General features: G+C 44.3%; 16 protein-coding genes and 1 CRISPR repeat array (1 of these 17 cut by a window edge). Of the genes, 10 read left to right on the forward strand and 6 right to left on the reverse strand.

Going from position 1 to position 17,944, the window contains the following annotated elements; translation table 11 throughout:
* The first annotated feature begins 118 nt into the window (after positions 1–118).
* Positions 119–328: a hypothetical protein gene (locus KCV09_RS06720; protein WP_227264751.1), complete on the forward strand. Its 210-nt coding sequence runs from the start codon at positions 119–121 to the stop codon at positions 326–328.
* 92 nt (positions 329–420) lie between these two features.
* Here the strand turns inward: KCV09_RS06720 and glnA are convergent, their stop codons facing one another.
* Positions 421–1,836 carry a type I glutamate--ammonia ligase gene (gene glnA / locus KCV09_RS06725; RefSeq protein WP_212515706.1) on the reverse strand — a complete coding sequence of 472 codons (1,416 nt, stop codon included), beginning with the start codon at positions 1,834–1,836 and terminating at the stop codon, positions 421–423.
* A 344-nt stretch (positions 1,837–2,180) separates the two neighbouring features.
* Here glnA and yddG point away from each other — a divergent pair, with 344 nt between their 5' ends.
* The 5 genes from yddG (at position 2,181) to KCV09_RS06750 (ending at position 6,468) form a co-directional block, all read left to right on the forward strand.
* Positions 2,181–3,068, forward strand: coding sequence for an aromatic amino acid DMT transporter YddG (gene yddG, locus KCV09_RS06730; RefSeq protein ID WP_151815694.1), 888 nt, complete (start codon positions 2,181–2,183; stop codon positions 3,066–3,068).
* Positions 3,069–3,300: 232 nt separating this feature from the next.
* The gene (locus KCV09_RS06735) at positions 3,301–3,885 is read left to right on the forward strand and encodes an anthranilate synthase component II (RefSeq protein WP_004938990.1); all 585 of its coding nucleotides are present in this window, start codon (positions 3,301–3,303) and stop codon (positions 3,883–3,885) included.
* Entirely contained in the window at positions 3,886–4,935 is a 1,050-nt protein-coding gene (trpD, locus tag KCV09_RS06740) for an anthranilate phosphoribosyltransferase (protein ID WP_055415079.1), read from the forward strand.
* Between the two features lie 11 nt (positions 4,936–4,946).
* Positions 4,947–5,753, forward strand: coding sequence for an indole-3-glycerol phosphate synthase TrpC (gene trpC, locus KCV09_RS06745; RefSeq protein ID WP_151815693.1), 807 nt, complete (start codon positions 4,947–4,949; stop codon positions 5,751–5,753).
* A 10-nt stretch (positions 5,754–5,763) separates the two neighbouring features.
* Complete coding sequence (locus tag KCV09_RS06750; protein WP_151815692.1) at positions 5,764–6,468, forward strand: Smr/MutS family protein; 705 nt, start codon at positions 5,764–5,766, stop codon at positions 6,466–6,468.
* A gap of 10 nt (positions 6,469–6,478) precedes the next feature.
* On the opposite strand, the gene xdhC is transcribed toward KCV09_RS06750, so the two are convergent.
* From xdhC to xdhA, 3 genes are read right to left on the reverse strand one after another with little or no spacing between them, the layout of a single operon-like run.
* Positions 6,479–7,471, reverse strand: a complete 993-nt coding sequence (gene xdhC, locus KCV09_RS06755) for a xanthine dehydrogenase accessory protein XdhC (protein ID WP_151815691.1) — start codon at positions 7,469–7,471, stop codon at positions 6,479–6,481.
* A gap of 3 nt (positions 7,472–7,474) precedes the next feature.
* Positions 7,475–9,853 (reverse strand): xanthine dehydrogenase molybdopterin binding subunit, encoded by a 2,379-nt coding sequence (gene xdhB / locus KCV09_RS06760; RefSeq protein ID WP_151815690.1) that lies wholly within the window; start codon positions 9,851–9,853, stop codon positions 7,475–7,477.
* A gap of 3 nt (positions 9,854–9,856) precedes the next feature.
* Complete coding sequence (gene xdhA, locus KCV09_RS06765; RefSeq protein ID WP_151815689.1) at positions 9,857–11,356, reverse strand: xanthine dehydrogenase small subunit; 1,500 nt, start codon at positions 11,354–11,356, stop codon at positions 9,857–9,859.
* 402 nt (positions 11,357–11,758) lie between these two features.
* Here xdhA and folE point away from each other — a divergent pair, with 402 nt between their 5' ends.
* Positions 11,759–12,307, forward strand: coding sequence for a GTP cyclohydrolase I FolE (gene folE / locus KCV09_RS06770; RefSeq protein ID WP_206541105.1), 549 nt, complete (start codon positions 11,759–11,761; stop codon positions 12,305–12,307).
* Positions 12,308–12,408: 101 nt separating this feature from the next.
* Positions 12,409–12,960, forward strand: a complete 552-nt coding sequence (locus tag KCV09_RS06775) for a VTT domain-containing protein (RefSeq protein ID WP_004939027.1) — start codon at positions 12,409–12,411, stop codon at positions 12,958–12,960.
* A 42-nt stretch (positions 12,961–13,002) separates the two neighbouring features.
* Here KCV09_RS06775 and KCV09_RS06780 read toward each other — a convergent pair whose 3' ends face one another.
* Positions 13,003–13,824: a DUF817 domain-containing protein gene (locus KCV09_RS06780; RefSeq protein ID WP_151794555.1), complete on the reverse strand. Its 822-nt coding sequence runs from the start codon at positions 13,822–13,824 to the stop codon at positions 13,003–13,005.
* A gap of 7 nt (positions 13,825–13,831) precedes the next feature.
* Positions 13,832–14,905, reverse strand: a complete 1,074-nt coding sequence (gene hemE / locus KCV09_RS06785; RefSeq protein ID WP_212515707.1) for a uroporphyrinogen decarboxylase — start codon at positions 14,903–14,905, stop codon at positions 13,832–13,834.
* 202 nt (positions 14,906–15,107) lie between these two features.
* Here hemE and KCV09_RS06790 point away from each other — a divergent pair, with 202 nt between their 5' ends.
* Positions 15,108–16,445 carry a L,D-transpeptidase family protein gene (locus tag KCV09_RS06790; protein ID WP_119690278.1) on the forward strand — a complete coding sequence of 446 codons (1,338 nt, stop codon included), beginning with the start codon at positions 15,108–15,110 and terminating at the stop codon, positions 16,443–16,445.
* Between the two features lie 204 nt (positions 16,446–16,649).
* Positions 16,650–17,339, forward strand: coding sequence for a pirin family protein (locus KCV09_RS06795; RefSeq protein ID WP_004939041.1), 690 nt, complete (start codon positions 16,650–16,652; stop codon positions 17,337–17,339).
* 61 nt (positions 17,340–17,400) lie between these two features.
* A CRISPR array of direct repeats spans positions 17,401–17,944; the repeat unit is 28 nt; unit sequence TTTCTAAGTGGCGTATGTCGCCATGAAC; it runs 2,189 nt beyond the window's last position.

Consider the following 17,944-nt stretch of genomic DNA (forward strand, 5'->3'; position numbering starts at 1 on the left):
TTTGAGCAAGGGTGCGATTCGGCTTTGTTGTTCTATGTTTATTAATTCTTTTTCATTGTCGCTATTTTGAGTTATCATAGATGCCGTTTAGTGATTAGACCGATTATGGTTAGGCATGATGAACGATAAATTAAAATTTATTCTGCTCTACGGTGGTATTTTCTGGGGCAGTGGCTTTACTTTTCTGACGCTGATTCATCGTTATATTTTTATTGATCCAACTTTACCTGAAGCAAGCCTGATCGGACTATATATCAGCTTGTGCTTTGTGGCAGGTTTGATCTGGGGTATCTGCGTATATCGCGGTATTGAAAAAAGCATTTCTTAATACGTATAAACGAATTCATTTGGATTGTTGATAACTCAACAAATCACCAATAAAAAAGCCTGCAACTTGCAGGCTTTTTTATATGAGACGTATTACAAGCTATAGTACATATCAAATTCAACTGGGTGAGTGGTCGTGTTAAGACGACGTACATCTTCAGTTTTAAGTTCGATATATGCATCAAGCATTTCTTTAGTAAACACGCCACCTTTTAACAAGAACTCATGGTCAGCTTGAAGCGCTTCAAGTGCCATATCTAGGCTGTGTGCAACTGTAGGAATTTTTGCTTCTTCTTCTGGAGGAAGATCGTACAAGTTCTTATCAGCAGCTTCGCCCGGATGGATCTTGTTTTGAATACCGTCGATACCCGCCATCAACAATGCAGCGAAACCGAGGTACGGGTTCATCATTGGATCTGGGAAACGTGCTTCGATACGCTTGCCTTTAGGACTAGAAACGTAAGGAATACGGATAGAAGCAGAACGGTTACGTGCTGAGTAAGCAAGCATGATCGGTGCTTCAAAGTGTGGAACCAAACGCTTGTAAGAGTTTGTAGATGGGTTTGTGATTGCATTCAAAGCACGCGCATGCTTGATGATACCACCGATGAAGTACAATGCCATTTCTGAAAGGCCTGCATATTCATCACCAGCAAACAAGTTCTTGCCATCTTTAGAGATTGACATGTGAACGTGCATACCAGAACCGTTATCGCCAACCATTGGTTTAGGCATAAAGGTTGCAGTTTTAGCGTATTGGTGCGCAACGTTGTGAACAGCATATTTAAACTGTTGTACTTCGTCTGCTTTACGAACCATAGTGTTGAAGCTTACACCAATTTCTAACTGGCAAGATGCAACTTCGTGGTGGTGTACTTCTACACGACCAGGCCCCATGATTTCTTCGATTTTGTTACACATCTCAGCACGCATATCATGCGAAGAATCTACTGGAGGAACTGGGAAGTAACCGCCTTTTACACGTGGACGGTGGCCAGAGTTACCAGACTCGTAATCTTTACCAGTTGACCATGCAGCTTCTTCAGCAATCAATGTATGGCGCGCGCCAGACATGTCGATTTCCCATTTTACTTCGTCAAAAACGAAGAATTCTGGTTCTGGGCCAAAGAATGCAGTATCACCGATACCAGTTGATTTTAAATATTCTTCTGCACGACGAGCAATCGAACGTGGATCACGCTCGTAACCTTGACCAGTAGATGGCTCAATAACGTCACAAGTTACAACAACAGTTGGTTCGGCAAAGAACGGATCGATAAAACCAGTTTCTGCATCTGGACGTAAGATCATGTCTGATGCTTCAATGCCTTTCCAACCTGCAATTGAAGAACCGTCGAACATTTTACCGTCTTCAAATGTATCTTCATCAATTGAATCAGCTGGGTAAGTAACGTGCTGCTCTTTCCCTTTTGTATCCGTAAAGCGAAAATCGACCCATTTTGCGCCACTTTCTTGTATGAGTTTAAGGACCTTGTTCGCCATGCTCATTTTGCTCCAATGAAGTATTATTGCACTTGTGAAGTGCGTGTTAGTCGTTGGCAGTTATTAAGCAAATCTCGTACCAACTTTAAAAAACACATCTAATTGTTTGAATTTTAATTCAAATTAGATACGCGTCCAGCTACCTGTTTGAACCATTATACTGTTTGCGTTTTGAATTGCACCATATTCAAACATTTTTGAGGCATGCTTTTCACAAAACCCACAAATAGCATCAAAATAGTGCAACTTTAAATAATTGGCTTAATCCAGTGCATAATTTGCGCGATGCAGTGGTGATGTAGATGCACTTTTTATACACTACGCCAGATTTATTCAATAATTTTGACATCATGACCCGCAGCAAAGCCAATTTTATCGGTATTACCTCTATCATGATCTGGGCATGTATGGTCAGTGGCGTGAAAATGATCACTGAACAGTTGGGTGCTATTTTGGGTGTTGCACTAATTTATAGCATCAGTGCATTGTGTGTGGCGTTTATAGATAAGAAATACTTGTGGCAAACATTGCCTCGACGTTACCTGCTAATCTGTGGCAGTTGCTTCGTACTTTATGAAGTTTTATTTTTGTGCTCAATCGGTTTATCCAAAACACGTGAGGAAGCGCTTATTCTGGCCATGATCAATTATTTATGGCCATGCTTCACCTTGTTTTTGTCATATCTACTCGGACAGCTCAACTTTAAAGCGCCAGCCTTTGCCGGTTTGATCCTTTCTATTTTAGGGCTGCTCTTGATTGTCAATCCGAGCATTGTTTCGGCTGAGGGCTTCATTCAAACACTTTCAAATAATCCACTGGCTTATACACTGGCCTTTTGTGGCGCAATTTTATGGTCCTTGTATTGTGTTTTCACGCCACATTATGCCCAAGGTAAAAATGGAATCGCCTTATTTTTTTGCCTGACCAGTGTGGCCTTATGGCTGTTATTTTGCCTGAGTGATCAAGCATGGCAAACGCCAAGTGTAAGCATGAGCCTCATGATTATTGTGGTTGGCGCTTTGGTTGGAATTGCTTATAAAAACTGGAATCAGAGCTTACAGTTTGGAAATATCCAATTGTTGTTATTGGCTTCTTATTTTACGCCTATTTTGTCGAGTTTAATGAGCAGTCTTATCTTGCATACCTTACCTAGCTGGAGCTTCTGGCTCGGAACGCTCGGTGTTAGCTTCGGTGCAATGTTAAGTTGGAAGTTTAGTACCTCAAACAAGATGCTGTAATCAATTATCTTGATTGTAGTTTTCTATATCTACTCTTAATACCACTCACCTAAGCTAATGATTGTTGACAAGTTCAATGGATTGTTACTCGCAAACTTTAGAATTTCTGCTAAAGTAGCCACTTCATTTAGTGGTTTTATTTTTAAGTGAAGATCTTAAATAAGTGACCTGAAATGGTCATTTTAAAAGGCTAAATCAATATCTAACTAATTTTCAATAGGTTGCGTTTAAAATGCTACTCATGATCGACAATTACGACTCCTTTACGTATAACATCGTCCAATATTTTGGCGAGTTAAATCAAGACGTTAAAGTGGTTCGCAATGACCAAGTCACTCTTGAGGACATTGAACGATGGCAGCCGAAGTATTTGGTGGTGGGTCCTGGCCCTTGTTCTCCAACTGAAGCAGGAATTTCAATTCCTGCCATTCATCACTTTGCCGGCAAAATTCCATTGCTCGGTGTGTGTTTGGGGCATCAAGCAATTGGACAAGCCTTTGGTGGACAGGTCATTCGCGCAAAAACCGTGATGCATGGTCGTTTGTCGGATATGTATCATTCTGATAAGGGAATCTTTAGCAACCTGCCTTCACCATTTTCTGCGACACGCTATCACTCTTTGGTGATCGAACAGGAGACCTTGCCTGAGTGTCTGGAAGTGACCTGCTGGACCAATCAGAACGATGGTTCAATCGAAGAAATCATGGGTGTAAAGCATAAGACACTGCCTGTAGAAGGTGTGCAGTTTCACCCAGAATCCATTTTGAGCCAGCACGGACACCAAATCTTCAAGAATTTTTTAGAGATTTATGCATAAATGAATATTCAACAAGCATTAAACCACATTACCAAAAACATTCATTTGACTCAGCCGCAAATGGAAGATGTGATGCGCAGCATCATGCAAGGTGAAGCGACAGACGCACAAATTGGTGCGCTGATGATGGGCCTTCGCATGAAAGGTGAAAGCATTGATGAAATTACTGCCGCTGCACGCGTCATGCGTGAACTGGCCATTAAAATTGATGTCAGTGATATCCCACATTTGGTCGATATCGTGGGAACAGGTGGAGATGGTCAAAATCTGTTTAATGTCTCGACTGCTTCAAGCTTCGTCATTGCAGCAGCAGGCGCAACCATTGCCAAACATGGTAACCGTGGTGTATCAAGCAAATCTGGCTCTTCAGATTTGCTTGAACAGGCTGGAATTAATCTTGATTTAGATATGCAGCAAACAGAGCGATGCATCCGTGAAATGGGTGTGGGTTTTCTATTTGCTCCCAATCATCATAAAGCCATGAAATACGCAGTTGCGCCTCGACGTGAATTGGGCATACGAAGTATTTTTAACCTTCTTGGCCCGCTTACGAATCCGGCTGGGGTAAAGCGCTTTGTGCTTGGGGTATTTTCAGATGAATTGTGCCGTCCGATTGCCGAGGTGATGAGACAACTCGGTGCCGAGCATGTGATGGTGGTGCATTCTAAAGATGGCCTAGATGAAATCAGCCTGGCCTCGGCAACCCATGTGGCTGAACTTAAAAATAATGAAATCACCGAATGGGTTTTAAACCCCGAAGATGTGGGAATTCCCTCACAAACGTTATCGGGTTTGATTGTGGCCGATTCGAATGAAAGCCTCAAGCTGATTAAAGACGCACTTGGGCGTAACAAATCTGACCTCGGCGAAAAAGCAGCCAATATGATTGCATTAAACGCAGGTGCTGGCATCTATGTTTCTGGCTTAAGTACCAGTTACAAGCAAGGTGTGGCCTTGGCACATGATATTATTTATGGGGGTCAGGCCCTCGAAAAAATGAGTATTTTGTCTGAGTTTACCAAAGCACTCAAACACTATTCGAACACGTGAGGTTATCCAAAATGATTCAAATTCAAAATACCATCTTGGGTAAAATTGTCGATCGCAAACATGAAGAACTTGCAGCGCGTTTACAGCAACGTAGCCTTCAAGATATCGAAGCGCTGGCACAAGCGGCCTCACCTGTGCGTGGCTTTGCACGTGCATTAAATGTTAAGCGCCCTGGCGTGATTGCTGAAATTAAAAAAGCATCACCTTCCAAAGGTGTGATTCGAGCAGACTTTAACCCTGCTGAAATTGCAGCGCAATATGAGCAGGCGGGTGCAGCGTGCTTGTCGGTATTGACCGATGTCGATTTCTTTCAAGGTCATGATGACAATATCGCGATTGCGCGCAACAATTGTCAGCTACCTGCACTGCGTAAAGACTTTTTAGTCGATCCATATAATGTGATTGAAGCACGTGCCCTCCATGCCGACTGTATTTTGCTGATTGTGGCATGCTTGTCTGATCAGCAACTCGAAGAGATGTCAAAAACAGCATTTGAGTACAATCTGGATGTATTGGTTGAAGTACATGACGAAGAAGAACTTGAGCGTGCGCTCAGACTTTCCGAAAAATGTATTCTTGGTGTCAATAATCGTAATTTGAAAACCTTCGATGTAGACTTAAACACCAGTTTACGCTTGAAGCGTTTACTTGATCCGTCACGTTTATTGGTAACCGAAAGTGGGATCGCCACTCCAACCGATATTGCAATGATGCAAGAACATGATATTCATGCGTTCTTGGTGGGTGAAAGTTTTATGAAACAACCTCGACCTGATCAGGCCTTTACTGCATTGTTTGGCCACCCTGCTACGATTTAAAACGAGTCCTATGAGTAATAAAGATTCTGCGCTGTCTAAAGAACAGCAAAAATTATTAAAGCAGTTTAAAAAGCAGATCAGTCAGCCGCATTCACACGCCATTGAAAATCGTAGTGAGCATGCAACAAACAATGCCGATCAGCCAGTGGATCGTGAGGCTGAAGAGCTAGATTTGTTTAAAAAAGCGCTGCAAGGTGTCAAGCCGATTGATCATGGTAATGTTGCAGATATCAAACCCAAGCGCAGCAAAAAAGTAGATGCTCAGATTTTAGCAAAACGGGCGGCGGCTGAAGGTGCGATCGAAAGTGAACTCGCTGAGCTTTCGGATACGCAGGCGGCATTAAATCCTGTCGCAAGCCAAGCCAGTTTGAGTTATCGCATTGCGACGCTACAGCATAAAGTCTTTGAAGACCTAAAAGCTGGAAAAATGCGCTGGTTTGAAGCAGTCGATCTGCACGGCTGTACTGTTGAACAAGCGCGTGCTGCGGTCTTGCAAATTATTCAGATGGCTAAGACCGAAAACCAAAACGTGATTAAGATCGTGCATGGTAAAGGGCCAGAAGCCATTTTGAAGACTTACGTGAATGGTTGGCTGCGCCAGCACCGTGATGTTCTGGCTTTTGTGAGTGCCCCAGAAAATCAGGGGGGTACAGGCGCTGTTTTGGTCTTGCTCAAACGTGCTGAGAAAAATCCAAAATATGAAACCAAGAAATGATGCGACAGCATCATTTCTTTTGATCGAAGATTTGAAGTAGCTCTGCCACTACCGAAACGGCGATGATGGCAGGTTGCTTCGAACTAATGCCTGTAATACCAATTGGACAGACCAAACGCTGTAATTGGGTCTGCTCATAGCCCCTCGCCTGCATACGTTTTTCAAAAATGGCACGTTTACTTTTAGAACCAATCATTCCGACATAAGCAAAGCGTGATTGTGAAGATTTAAGCGCCTCCATGCACAACTGCAAATCTTGCTGATGATCATGAGTCAAAATCAGAATTGCACCTTGCGGATCAAACCGCGCAATTTCCGCCTCTGGTACATCAGTACAAACACAATTGACCTGTTTGAGTAAATCTGGCGGAAAAATATTGTCACGGCTATCGACCCATGTCACTTGCACTCCGATTGGTTGTAAACACCGTACGATCGCCTCCCCGACATGTCCTGCACCAAATAACAAAACCTTCATGGCATAGGGTTGAACACACTGCTGCCAGCGCCAACCGGTTTCACCTGTTTCAAAAATAGCGGTAGATGGCACCTGTGTTGGAGTCACTTGCCAGTTCGAATACCCATTTTCATGTACTTGCCGCTCGATAGGTTGCCCTGATTGCCACGCAGCATAAGCAGATGCCAGCATTGAAGCATACTCTCGTGGCTGGAGTTTTTCAAACAGCAACCACATCACACCGCCACAACACTGCCCCAGCCGTGCACTTAAATTGAAACGTTCGACAAAAAGCGTTTGCTTATAGGTACCTTTCAGCATGGCTTGCGCAATATCGAAGGCTTGAAACTCAAGATGCCCACCACCGATGGTATCGGACTGGTAAACCTGATCGTCGCGCAAGCCGAGCAGCATCGTTGCACCCACTTCACGCGGAGTGGATCCGTCAGCACGAACCACGGTCACCAAAACCACGGGCGATGATTCAGCGCAACCATGTAGTGAAACGTGTGCCAAATCATGCCACCACTGTAAATGTTGTTGCATGGCTTATTTCAAACGCGGTTGAGGACGTTCTGCAAGCGCTTGACCGCGACCAATTGCAATTGCGCGTAAGATTTCTTCGGCTGTGGCCGGCGCATTAAGTACCAGTGGCGCATCCTTTGGAATGGTCGACTGCACAGCTTGCCGAATGGCAGAAAACACTGAAAGCCCGAGCATAAACGGCGGCTCACCGACCGCTTTTGAACGGTAAATGGTATCGGCCTCGTTGCTGTTATCAAACAGTTTCACATGAAATACCGGCGGTATATCCAGACTGGTCGGGATTTTATAGGTTGACGGTGCATGCGTGAACAAACGGCCTGCATGCGGCCCTTGAGGTTGCCAGCACAGCTCTTCTGTGGTCAGCCAGCCCATACCTTGTATAAAGCCACCTTCAATTTGACCAATATCGATTGCAGGATTAATCGAACGACCGACATCATGCAAAATATCTGCACGAAGTACTTTCATTTCGCCAGTTAAAGTATCAATCGCAACTTCGCTCGCCGCTGCCCCGTAGGCATAATAAAAGAATGGCCGGCCTAAATGATTGACCTGATCATAGTGAATTTCAGGCGTTTTATAAAATCCACTGTCCCAGAGTTGTACGCGGGCCATATAAGCACGATGCACCAGTTCATCAAATGGCCAAGACAAACCGCTTTGCGTGCTCACGGTATTATTTTCAAAATGTACAGTCGATGCTTCTGTTTGGCTGATTTCGGCAGCTAACTGGCTTAAGCGCTCACGAATCTTGATACAGGCATTTTGTACAGCTTTACCGTTTAAGTCTGCACCACTCGATGCAGCAGTGGCTGAGGTATTTGGTACACGCGACGTATCGGTGGCAATTAAACGCACTTTTTCAATCGATAGTCCAAGTTCATGTGCAGCGACCTGACGTACTTTGGTATATAAGCCTTGCCCCATCTCAGTACCGCCATGGGTAATGGCCACTGTTCCATCCATGTACACATAAACCAAGGCACCCGCCTGATTGTAATGCACCGCATTGAATGAAATACCAAACATCAGCGGAGTCAATGCCAGACCCCGTTTGATGATGCTGTTGTCACGATTGAACTGCTCAATTTCGGCTTTTCGCTCGAAATAACGACTTGAAACCAGTAGCTCTTCGACAATTTTTGGTGCGACATTGTCTCGCACTTCGGCACCGTAATGCATACGGTCACGGCCTTGCCCCGGTTTTTCCGCAAAAAAATTCTTTTGCCGAATATGTACCGGATCGCAGTTTAAATAGCGGGCAATATCATCAAGGATATTTTCAATCACAAACATGCCCTGCGGGCCACCAAAGCCACGATACGCCGTATTTGAAACGGTATTGGTTTTGCAGCGCAGGTTACGAATTTGCACCGCATTTAAATAATAGGCATTTCCAAGATGACAAATGGCTCGCTCGTTGACTGGGCCAGATAAATCGGCAGAAAAGCCACAATTGGATGCCAATTGAACTTTCAGACCATGCAACAAACCGTCCTGATCGAAGGCCACCGACCACTCATAGGCAAAACCGTGACGTTTGCCAGTTGACGTCATGTCGTCATCACGGTCTAAACGTAGCTTACACGGACGGCCCGAGTGCTGCGCTGCCAAGGAGGCAATGCAGGCCCACTGCGCCGACTGCGATTCTTTACCACCAAAACCACCACCCATACGGCGTGCTTCAACACTGACCTGATGCATATGTAGGCCCAGTGCATGGCAAATCAACAGTTGCATTTCGGTCGGATGCTGTGTGGAGCAATAAACTTTTAAGCTCTGATCTTCCAAAGGCACTGCATAAGAGATCTGCCCCTCGAGATAAAAATGCTCTTGCCCACCCAAATCGATTGAACCACTTAATTGATGAGGTGCATGCTCAAACGCGGCATCGACCTCACCATGCGAAAACTCGACGGGTGGCAACACCCAAGATTGCTGCTCGATTGCATCTTGAATACTTAAAATAGGGGTTTCTGCGGCGTACTCAATTTTGGCTAAACGTACTGCTTGGCGAGCATGCTGATAGGTATCGGCAGCCACCACAAACAAGGCTTGACCATAAAACTCCACTTCTCCATCGGCAAAAATAGGATCATCTTTGACAATTGGCCCCCAGTTGTTTTCGATCTCGATGTCTGCTGCGGTATACACTGCGTATACGCCCTGTGCAGCGCGTACAGCCTCTAGGTCAAATGCTGTGATCTTGCCTTTGGCACATTTTGAAAAGCCGACGGCCAAGTGCAAGGTATTTGCAAGTTCGGGCATATCATCGATATACACCGCCTCACCCGTCACGTGCAAATGAGCACTTTCATGCGCAATAGACTGTCCTGCTTTGGCAGAACGCTGACGAGGATTCAGGTCAATTGAATGATTCATCTTTTATGCCTCCACCATCGTAATCAGATTATCGATACGCGTGATCGATTGTGGATGAATATGTTCAACAAAAAAACGTTCTAAACAGTTCTTTGCCACTTGCAAACGATACGCAGCGCTGGCACGCCCGTCATTCAATGGCTGGTAGTCTTGCTCCATGGCTACTTGTGCCTCACGCAGTAAAGCCATATCAAAAGGCTGACCAAGTAAAACCGCTTCGGTATGAACAGCACGTTTTGGAATCGCCGCCATTCCACCAAAAGCGATTTTGATGGATTGCACCACATGATACTCATCGAGCTCGCAACTGAGTGCAGCACATACAGCAGAAATATCCTGCTCAAAACGCTTGGAAATTTTATATGTGGCCACTTTAAGCGTTGAATCTTTAGCACGTACAGGCACTAAGATGGCTTCTACAAATTCGCCTTGTTGAATGTCAGTTTTTTGATAATCCAGATAAAAGTCTTCTAATGCTATTTCACGTGTTTGCTGGCCACAGCGTAAGCGCAGACGCGTATTTAAAGTCATTAGCACAGGCATGGAATCGCCAATTGGTGAGCCATTGGCAATATTTCCACCTAGCGTACCCGCATTTTTAATAGGCATCGAAGCAAAGCGGCGCTGTAATTCGGCCAGTTCTGGATAGATGGCAGAAATGTGAGTTAGGGCATCGGTTAAGGTGACATTTGCACCAATACAGAGCTGACCCTCTTGAAGATTGACATGTTTTAGTGCTTCAACCTGCCCAATATAGAGCATATCGCCCAATTGACGACCTTGTTTGGTCACCCATAGCCCCACATCGGTACTGCCTGCCACTAAACGAGCCTGCGGATATTGCACGCGCAGATCTGCAAATGCATCTAAGCTTTTCGGTGCAAAAAACTGCGCGGACGCATGACGAAACTCAAGTGCCGGTAACTGCTGTAGCTGTTTAAGCACCTCGATAATGTTTTGGCGTGCTAAACGGATGGTTGGGTAATCATAGGCTTTTTGTGCAGCATCCAAAATTGGGCGATAGCCTGTGCAACGGCACAAATTGCCAGATAAATAGTCATGAACAGTCTCTTTAGATGGCGCATTCGGCTCATTTTCATACATGGCCCAAAGCGACATAATAAAGCCCGGCGTACAAAAGCCACACTGTGAGCCATGTAATTCGACCATGGCCTGCTGAACCGGATGTAAGGACTGATCTTCAGACATCGACAACTGTTTTAAATCTTCTACGGTAAATAACGCTTTGCCGTCTAGTGTAGGTAAAAACTGAATACAGGCATTAACGCTACGTAACTGCAACTGCTGATTGACCAGCTCACCAATGACCACCGTACATGCACCACAATCGCCCTCGGCACAGCCTTCTTTGGTGCCGGTTTGACGACCCTGTTGAGCCAATCCATGTTCACGTAAAAACTGCAAAACCGTCATGACAGGTGAAACACCTTGGACCTGCTGCGTTTGTCCGCGAAAAAAGAAAGTAATTGGACGTTCCGACATGTTTTATCCTTGAATTTTACATCATGACCTTAAGCATGCTGATAAACAGCAAGTTAAGTGCCATTAAAACGCTATCTTGTTGATCTGAATGGCTTTGAATAATCATTATTTGATTTAGAATATAAACTGAATATCCAAATAAATGACGCCTCAAAACGGCCCGATCTCGATAGAAAAAAAGAAACTGTTATGATCAGGTGTATCACAAAGCAGCCGATAAAACGAGTCGAAAGCGAGGCAAAGCGCTCTGAATTGCACATTTTTTTTCATGAAAATGCAGCATCTTTTATGCATCGGCACCAGAAGCGTATAAATATAGCGCGACAAGATATGAACATCTGAGCATGTTCTGATACAATGCCGAGCTTGTTTAGTAAAGTTAAGTCAAAACGTCTTATGTCAATGCAGCAATCCTATGCCAATATCCTGACCGCAGTGGGCGAAGACTTAAATCGTCCTGGGCTTAAAGATACGCCAATCCGCGCTGCCAAGGCATTTTCGTTTTTAACCTCGGGCTATGGCAAAAGTTTGGAAGAAGTGACCAACAACGCCGTATTTCCTTCAGATAACCATGAAATGGTTTTGGTTAAAAATATTGAATTCTATTCTTTATGTGAACACCATTTACTGCCATTCTATGGACGTGTGCACATTGCATATCTTCCTGAAGGCCAAGTGCTCGGACTTTCTAAATTTGCGCGCATTACAGAAATGTTTGCTCGACGTCTACAAATTCAGGAGAATTTAACCCAGCAAATCGCACAGGCTGTTGAAGAAGTGACCAAAGCACGTGGTGTGGCGGTGATGATTGATTCAGCGCATATGTGCATGATGATGCGAGGTGTAGGCAAGCAAGAATCGACAACACGGACCGTTTCTTTTATTGGCGATTTTAAAACTGACAAGGAAGCAAGACGCGAATTTTTAAGCGCAGTACCTGAAAGCTATTAATGAGCTGACGTTTGATGTGCGTTGAGTGTCTATCTGAGTCAGTGGTATCTTGGGTTAATACATTAACGAAGAGGTAAAAACGTAGTGAAGGTAGATAATTAATGGAATTTTTTGATTTCTTGATTGGATTTGAAAATTATTTACCTATCCTGATCCAAGAATATGGATTGTGGATTTATGCCATCTTATTTTTGATTATTTTTGCAGAAACTGCTTTTATTTTTATGTTCTTTTTGCCCGGTGACAGTCTGTTGCTGGCGGTGGGTGCCTTGTGTGCCACCACAGCGATTATGAATCTGGGCTTTATTATTTTCTTGTTATTTCTTGCGGCAACCTTGGGCTATATCGTCAATTATCATATTGGACGCCGAATGGGCGTACGTGTTTTTGAAGTCAAATCCCGCTTTATCAAACATGAATATCTGTTAAAAACCCACGATTACTTTCGTCGCCATGGCGCCATTACCATTTTGATCGCGCGCTTTATTCCGTTTGCACGTTCATTTGCACCCTTTGCGGCGGGTTCTAGCGGTATGAACTACACTGTGTTTTCAATTTATAACGTGATTGGTGCATTTATCTGGATTGCGATTTTGGTGACGGCAGGTTATTTGCTGGGCCATACCGTGATGATGATTGGTGATATTGACTAATCAGTGGTTGCTGCACTTGTACTTTATAGTGCAGCAACATGCTTAACGATTTGCGTTTGTTTGATGCTGAGTATGCAACTGCCACGAACCGTTGGCACTGCGCTGACCCAAGATCTTGAGCACAAGCACCAGACTTAATAAGAGTAATAAGTACCATGATCCGAGCTTGCCCCAGCCCACCATATGCCACGCATCGACCTGACTGGGGTAAAGCCATATCTTATAAAATGTACTGATGTTTTCTGCTATCCAAATGAGAAAGGCCAGCAAAATCAAGACAGGTAACATCGGCAAATTAAACCGTTTTTGATCGAGCTGAAAGCTTAAACGCGTTTTCCAAAACATGACCACACTGACCGCAAAAAGAACGTAGCGGATATCAGGCACAAAAAATTTGGTCATGAAATTTAAATAAGATAACACCGCTAAACCGATCATCAGGCCAAATGTAGGCAACCTCGTAAAAGATACCGAATATAAGCGCAGCGAACGTGCAAAAAAACTCCCTACCGCAGAGTACATAAAGCCCGCAAACAGCGGAACCGTCCAGAGCCGGAATACTGCGGGCTGTGGATACTGCCATGAAGCAATTGCAGGATGCGTCAGAAATATCTCCATGACCATCGCCATGAGATGAAATAACGCAATCACACGTACTTCTGCCCACGACTCTAACTTGAGGTAAATCAGGCACACCTGAATAATGACCGCATAAAACAGCAAATAATCATAACGAAAAAAACCGTAGTACTCCCGACTGCCCATGGGCGCAGTGAGCGCAAATGCAATCAAGAGCAATAAACCAAACAAGGCAGCCGAAGCTGCCTTAAATCCAAATAAACACGTGAGTTTGAGTGGGTACACGAGTGGCTTATCCTAAATATTTCGCGCTGTACTCATGTACGGTATCGACAAAGATTTTGGGTTGATCTGGATTGACCCATTGCGTAATACCATGACCAAGATTAGCCACATAGCCAGTTTTTTCACCATTGGCATAGGCATCATCGAGCATGGCTTTCACCGATTTTTGAATACTCTCGGCGTTACCATACAGTACAGCCGGATCGAGATTACCTTGTAAAGCCACCCGCCCTGCCACGGTTTGACGCGCCACATTTAATGGCGTGGTCCAGTCGAGACCTAAAGCATCTGCGCCAGATGCCACCATCGGCTCAAGCCATTGACCGCCGCCTTTAGTGAATATAATTACCGGAACACGACGACCATCATTTTCACGCTTTAGACCAGCCACGATTTTACGCATGTAATTGAGCGAAAACTCATGGTATTCACGATGTGCCAGAGCGCCGCCCCAACTGTCAAAAATCTGAACTGCCTGTGCACCTGCATCGATTTGAGCATTTAAGTAATCAGTTACTGCCACGGCTAGTCGGTCGAGTAAGGCATGCAACACTTCTGGCTGCGCATACATCATGTGTTTGGTGTAACGAAAATCCTTACTTGATCCGCCTTCGACCATATAGGTGGCCAATGTCCAAGGGCTACCAGAAAAACCAATCAACGGAACTTGCCCGCCCAGTGCCGAACGGATGGTTGATACCGCATTCATGACATAGTCTAAATCGGATGCAGCATTGAAATTTGGCAATGCCAGCACATCTTGTTCACTGCGGATGGTTTTTTTAAATTTTGGCCCCTCACCCGCTTCGAAATAAAGCCCAAGCCCCAATGCATCGGGAATGGTAAGAATATCGGAGAATAAAATTGCGGCATCGAGATCGTAGCGACGTAAAGGTTGTAAAGTCACTTCACAAGCAAATTCGGTATTTTTGCAAAGCGATAAAAAGTCACCCGCCTGAGCGCGTGTTTGACGATATTCTGGTAAATAACGACCTGCCTGACGCATCATCCAGACTGGCGTGGTATCGACGGGCTCCTGCAATAAAGCACGTAGAAAACGATCATTTTTTAAAGCCGTCATTTACTTTCTCAATCTAAATACTTATCTTGATCGCATAATAACAAAAAGAATTGGCCATGAATAAGGGCAAAATCCGAGAAATTATACAAACACTCGGGAAAGCAGGATTTACACAAAACAAATACTGCATCGCCAATTAATTTCTGTAATACTTGCAATGTTTTATACCCTGAAATATGAATAATTCTTAAGGTTGAAGTGCATGTTTGTTCGCTCTTTACTCGCATTGAGTCTAAGCTGCATCATTAGCGGTACAGTTTTCGCGGCTTCAACGGTTGAGCAACCGTTGCATCCTAAAGTCGTTCGTAGTACAGATTTAGTTCAAGATCCGATTGATCCACTTGCTGTAGATGCATCGACCAAATCTAGCAACACAGTCAATTATAAGCCTGTGACTGCTGCGCGTAATGCATCTGCGGCATCGAGCCCGGCTGCTGCTTCTGCACCAGTTGCGGCATCTGCTCCAGATAGCGCATCCATTACAGCGCAAGAAGAAAAAGATCTGAATCAAGCGTCGGCAACGCTACAACGTCTTGAAAGCACAGAAGATAAGCAAGCCGACACAGGTGCAGCTCCTTCAAGCGCACCAGCGGCAAAAACAACAGCAAGCAGCAAGACTGCTCAGGCACCTGCAAAAGTGACTTGGACGCTAGACAGCCTCAATAATGCCGACTGGTATGAAAATATTGGCCGTGGTCAGTTCCCAGTCTATGCACGCGCGCAAGTCATGTTAAACAATACGCATGCTTCTCCGGGTGCTATTGATGGTACCAGTGGCATGAATACATTAAAGGCGTTGTCTTCGTTTCAACAAATGAACGGTTTAAAAGCCACAGGCGAACTCACCAAAGAAACGTGGGATGCGTTACTGGCCAAACAAAACAAACCGGCTTATGTTGAATACACCCTGACTGAAGATGACTTGAAAGGTCCGTATGCGGCGTCTATTCCGCACGATTACGCACAACAAGCCAAAATGAAAGGTTTGTACTATGTACGTGTGACCGAAATGCTGGGTGAAAAATTCCATATGGATGAAGACTTTTTGAAAAAGTTAAATCCAAAGGCAACCTTTAAAAAGGCCGGCGAAAAAATCATTGTGGCGAATGTGCGCAACGATTTACCAGAAGACATTCACTTGATTATTGCGCACAAAGGCGCACGTCAGTTGTATCTCTTTAATAGCCGCAACCAGATGATTGCCTCTTTCCCTGCAACGATTGGTAGTAGCGATACACCGTCACCAGCAGGTACTTACAAAGTGGTGGGTGTGGCACGTAATCCGTGGTATAGCTACTCGCCAAGTAACTTTGTTCAAGGCAATAACTTAAAGCCACTTTCTTTACCACCAGGCCCGAATGGCCCTGTAGGGAATATCTGGATTGGCTTGAGCAAGAAATCATTTGGTATTCATGGTACACCTAATCCATCTGCTATTTCTAAAACTGCATCTCACGGATGTATCCGTTTAACCAACTGGGATGCCAACGACTTGGGTAACAAGGTGCGTAGTGGTGTAACTGTTCGTTTCTTAGAATAATTTTGCTTCTTAAAAAAGCCTGCACGTGCAGGCTTTTTTATTTTCGAGATAAAAATAAATTGTCCTATAATTAATGTATGTTTATACGTTGGCAGAATACCGTACTAAATTTAGGACAATTTGTTCTGATTCTATGGTTTTTGGCGATATTCAATCTTGTTAATCTACTCTCATGAAAGAACGACAATATTTGGGAGATACCGCATGAATGCTTATCTACATCGCAGTGAAAACCGTGGCCATGTTCAAGCTGGTTGGCTAAATACCTATCACAGCTTTTCATTTGGTAGCTGGTACAACCCGAAATATATGGGAGTTGGGCCACTTCGTGTGATTAATGACGATACCATTGCCGCAAATAACGGATTTGGTACTCATCCACATGACAATATGGAAATTCTGACTTATGTCACGCATGGCCGTTTAACGCATCGCGACAGTATGGGCAACGAAGAGTACATCCATGCGGGTGAATGGCAATTGATGAGTGCAGGTACGGGTGTTCAGCACAGTGAAATCAATAACACGGATGAACCGGTACATTTGTTTCAAATCTGGATTCAACCAAATGTCCGTAATGCCGAGCCGAGTTATCAGCAAATCAAGCTTGACCCGCATGCTGCACCGAATCAGTGGCATTTGATTGTAGGCCCAGATGATACTGCACCGATGTTTATTCGTCAGAATGCTGAGGTTAAAGCTGCGGTACTTGAAGCTGGACAATCACTTGAAATTGCGACCACTAAAAAACATAACTTTGTGCATGTGGTATCGGGTCAAATTATGATTGAAGACCAAATTGTAAAAGCGGGTGATGCGCTGCTGTTTAATGAAAAAACAGCGATTAATGCGCTTGAAGACAGTGAAATGATTTGGTTTGATTTACCCGCTTAATTGAAGTTGGAACTAAAAAACGCTGTTTCGTAAGAAGCAGCGTTTTTTATAACTAGATTTATTTCTAGGTGGCGTATGTCGCTATGAACTTCAGAAAGAAATTAGCGTATTGGCACAACAATTTCTAAGTGGCGTATGTCGCCATGAACATCTACTGCGTACCATTCAACGCGCTTCATAATTTCTAAGTGGCGTATGTTGCCATGAATATTTGCTCTGCCCAGACTTTTTCTTGTTGAGCTTTCTAAGTGGCGTATGTCGCCATGAACTGGATTTTGCTTTAACTCTTGATTCATCGAAATTTCTAAGTGGCGTATGTCGCCATGAACTTACAACAGTTGCATCAGTCGTTAATGATGCCTTTCTAAATGGCGTATGTCGCCATGAACATTTCTTGTTTTAATTGCCTTGCCTGCATCCTTTTCTAAGTGGCGTATGTCGCCATGAACACGTGCTTCAGATTGCAATTCAATTTCGCGCTTTTCTAAGTGGCGTATGTCGCCATAAACCCATATAGGGGATGCTCTAACGTGCCGACTCCTTTCTAAGTGGCGTATGTCGCCATGAACTTCGCTCGTAATATCTTGGAACGTCTCGCCTTTTTC

It is taken from the genome of Acinetobacter soli, assembly GCF_018139125.1.
GTDB lineage: Bacteria > Pseudomonadota > Gammaproteobacteria > Pseudomonadales > Moraxellaceae > Acinetobacter > Acinetobacter soli.

Bases quoted from the DNA above. Each gene is read 5' to 3' on its own strand.
- folE (WP_206541105.1), top strand. From the start codon at position 11,759: ATGCAGCAATCCTATGCCAATATCCTGACCGCAGTGGGCGAAGACTTA.
- xdhC (WP_151815691.1), bottom strand. From the start codon at position 7,471: ATGCAACAACATTTACAGTGGTGGCATGATTTGGCACACGTTTCACTA.
- xdhB (WP_151815690.1), bottom strand. From the start codon at position 9,853: ATGAATCATTCAATTGACCTGAATCCTCGTCAGCGTTCTGCCAAAGCA.
- KCV09_RS06750 (WP_151815692.1), top strand. From the start codon at position 5,764: ATGAGTAATAAAGATTCTGCGCTGTCTAAAGAACAGCAAAAATTATTA.
- KCV09_RS06720 (WP_227264751.1), top strand. From the start codon at position 119: ATGAACGATAAATTAAAATTTATTCTGCTCTACGGTGGTATTTTCTGG.
- xdhA (WP_151815689.1), bottom strand. From the start codon at position 11,356: ATGTCGGAACGTCCAATTACTTTCTTTTTTCGCGGACAAACGCAGCAG.
- hemE (WP_212515707.1), bottom strand. From the start codon at position 14,905: ATGACGGCTTTAAAAAATGATCGTTTTCTACGTGCTTTATTGCAGGAG.
- KCV09_RS06775 (WP_004939027.1), top strand. From the start codon at position 12,409: ATGGAATTTTTTGATTTCTTGATTGGATTTGAAAATTATTTACCTATC.
- trpD (WP_055415079.1), top strand. From the start codon at position 3,886: ATGAATATTCAACAAGCATTAAACCACATTACCAAAAACATTCATTTG.
- KCV09_RS06790 (WP_119690278.1), top strand. From the start codon at position 15,108: ATGTTTGTTCGCTCTTTACTCGCATTGAGTCTAAGCTGCATCATTAGC.
- KCV09_RS06735 (WP_004938990.1), top strand. From the start codon at position 3,301: ATGCTACTCATGATCGACAATTACGACTCCTTTACGTATAACATCGTC.
- trpC (WP_151815693.1), top strand. From the start codon at position 4,947: ATGATTCAAATTCAAAATACCATCTTGGGTAAAATTGTCGATCGCAAA.
- KCV09_RS06795 (WP_004939041.1), top strand. From the start codon at position 16,650: ATGAATGCTTATCTACATCGCAGTGAAAACCGTGGCCATGTTCAAGCT.
- yddG (WP_151815694.1), top strand. From the start codon at position 2,181: ATGACCCGCAGCAAAGCCAATTTTATCGGTATTACCTCTATCATGATC.
- glnA (WP_212515706.1), bottom strand. From the start codon at position 1,836: ATGAGCATGGCGAACAAGGTCCTTAAACTCATACAAGAAAGTGGCGCA.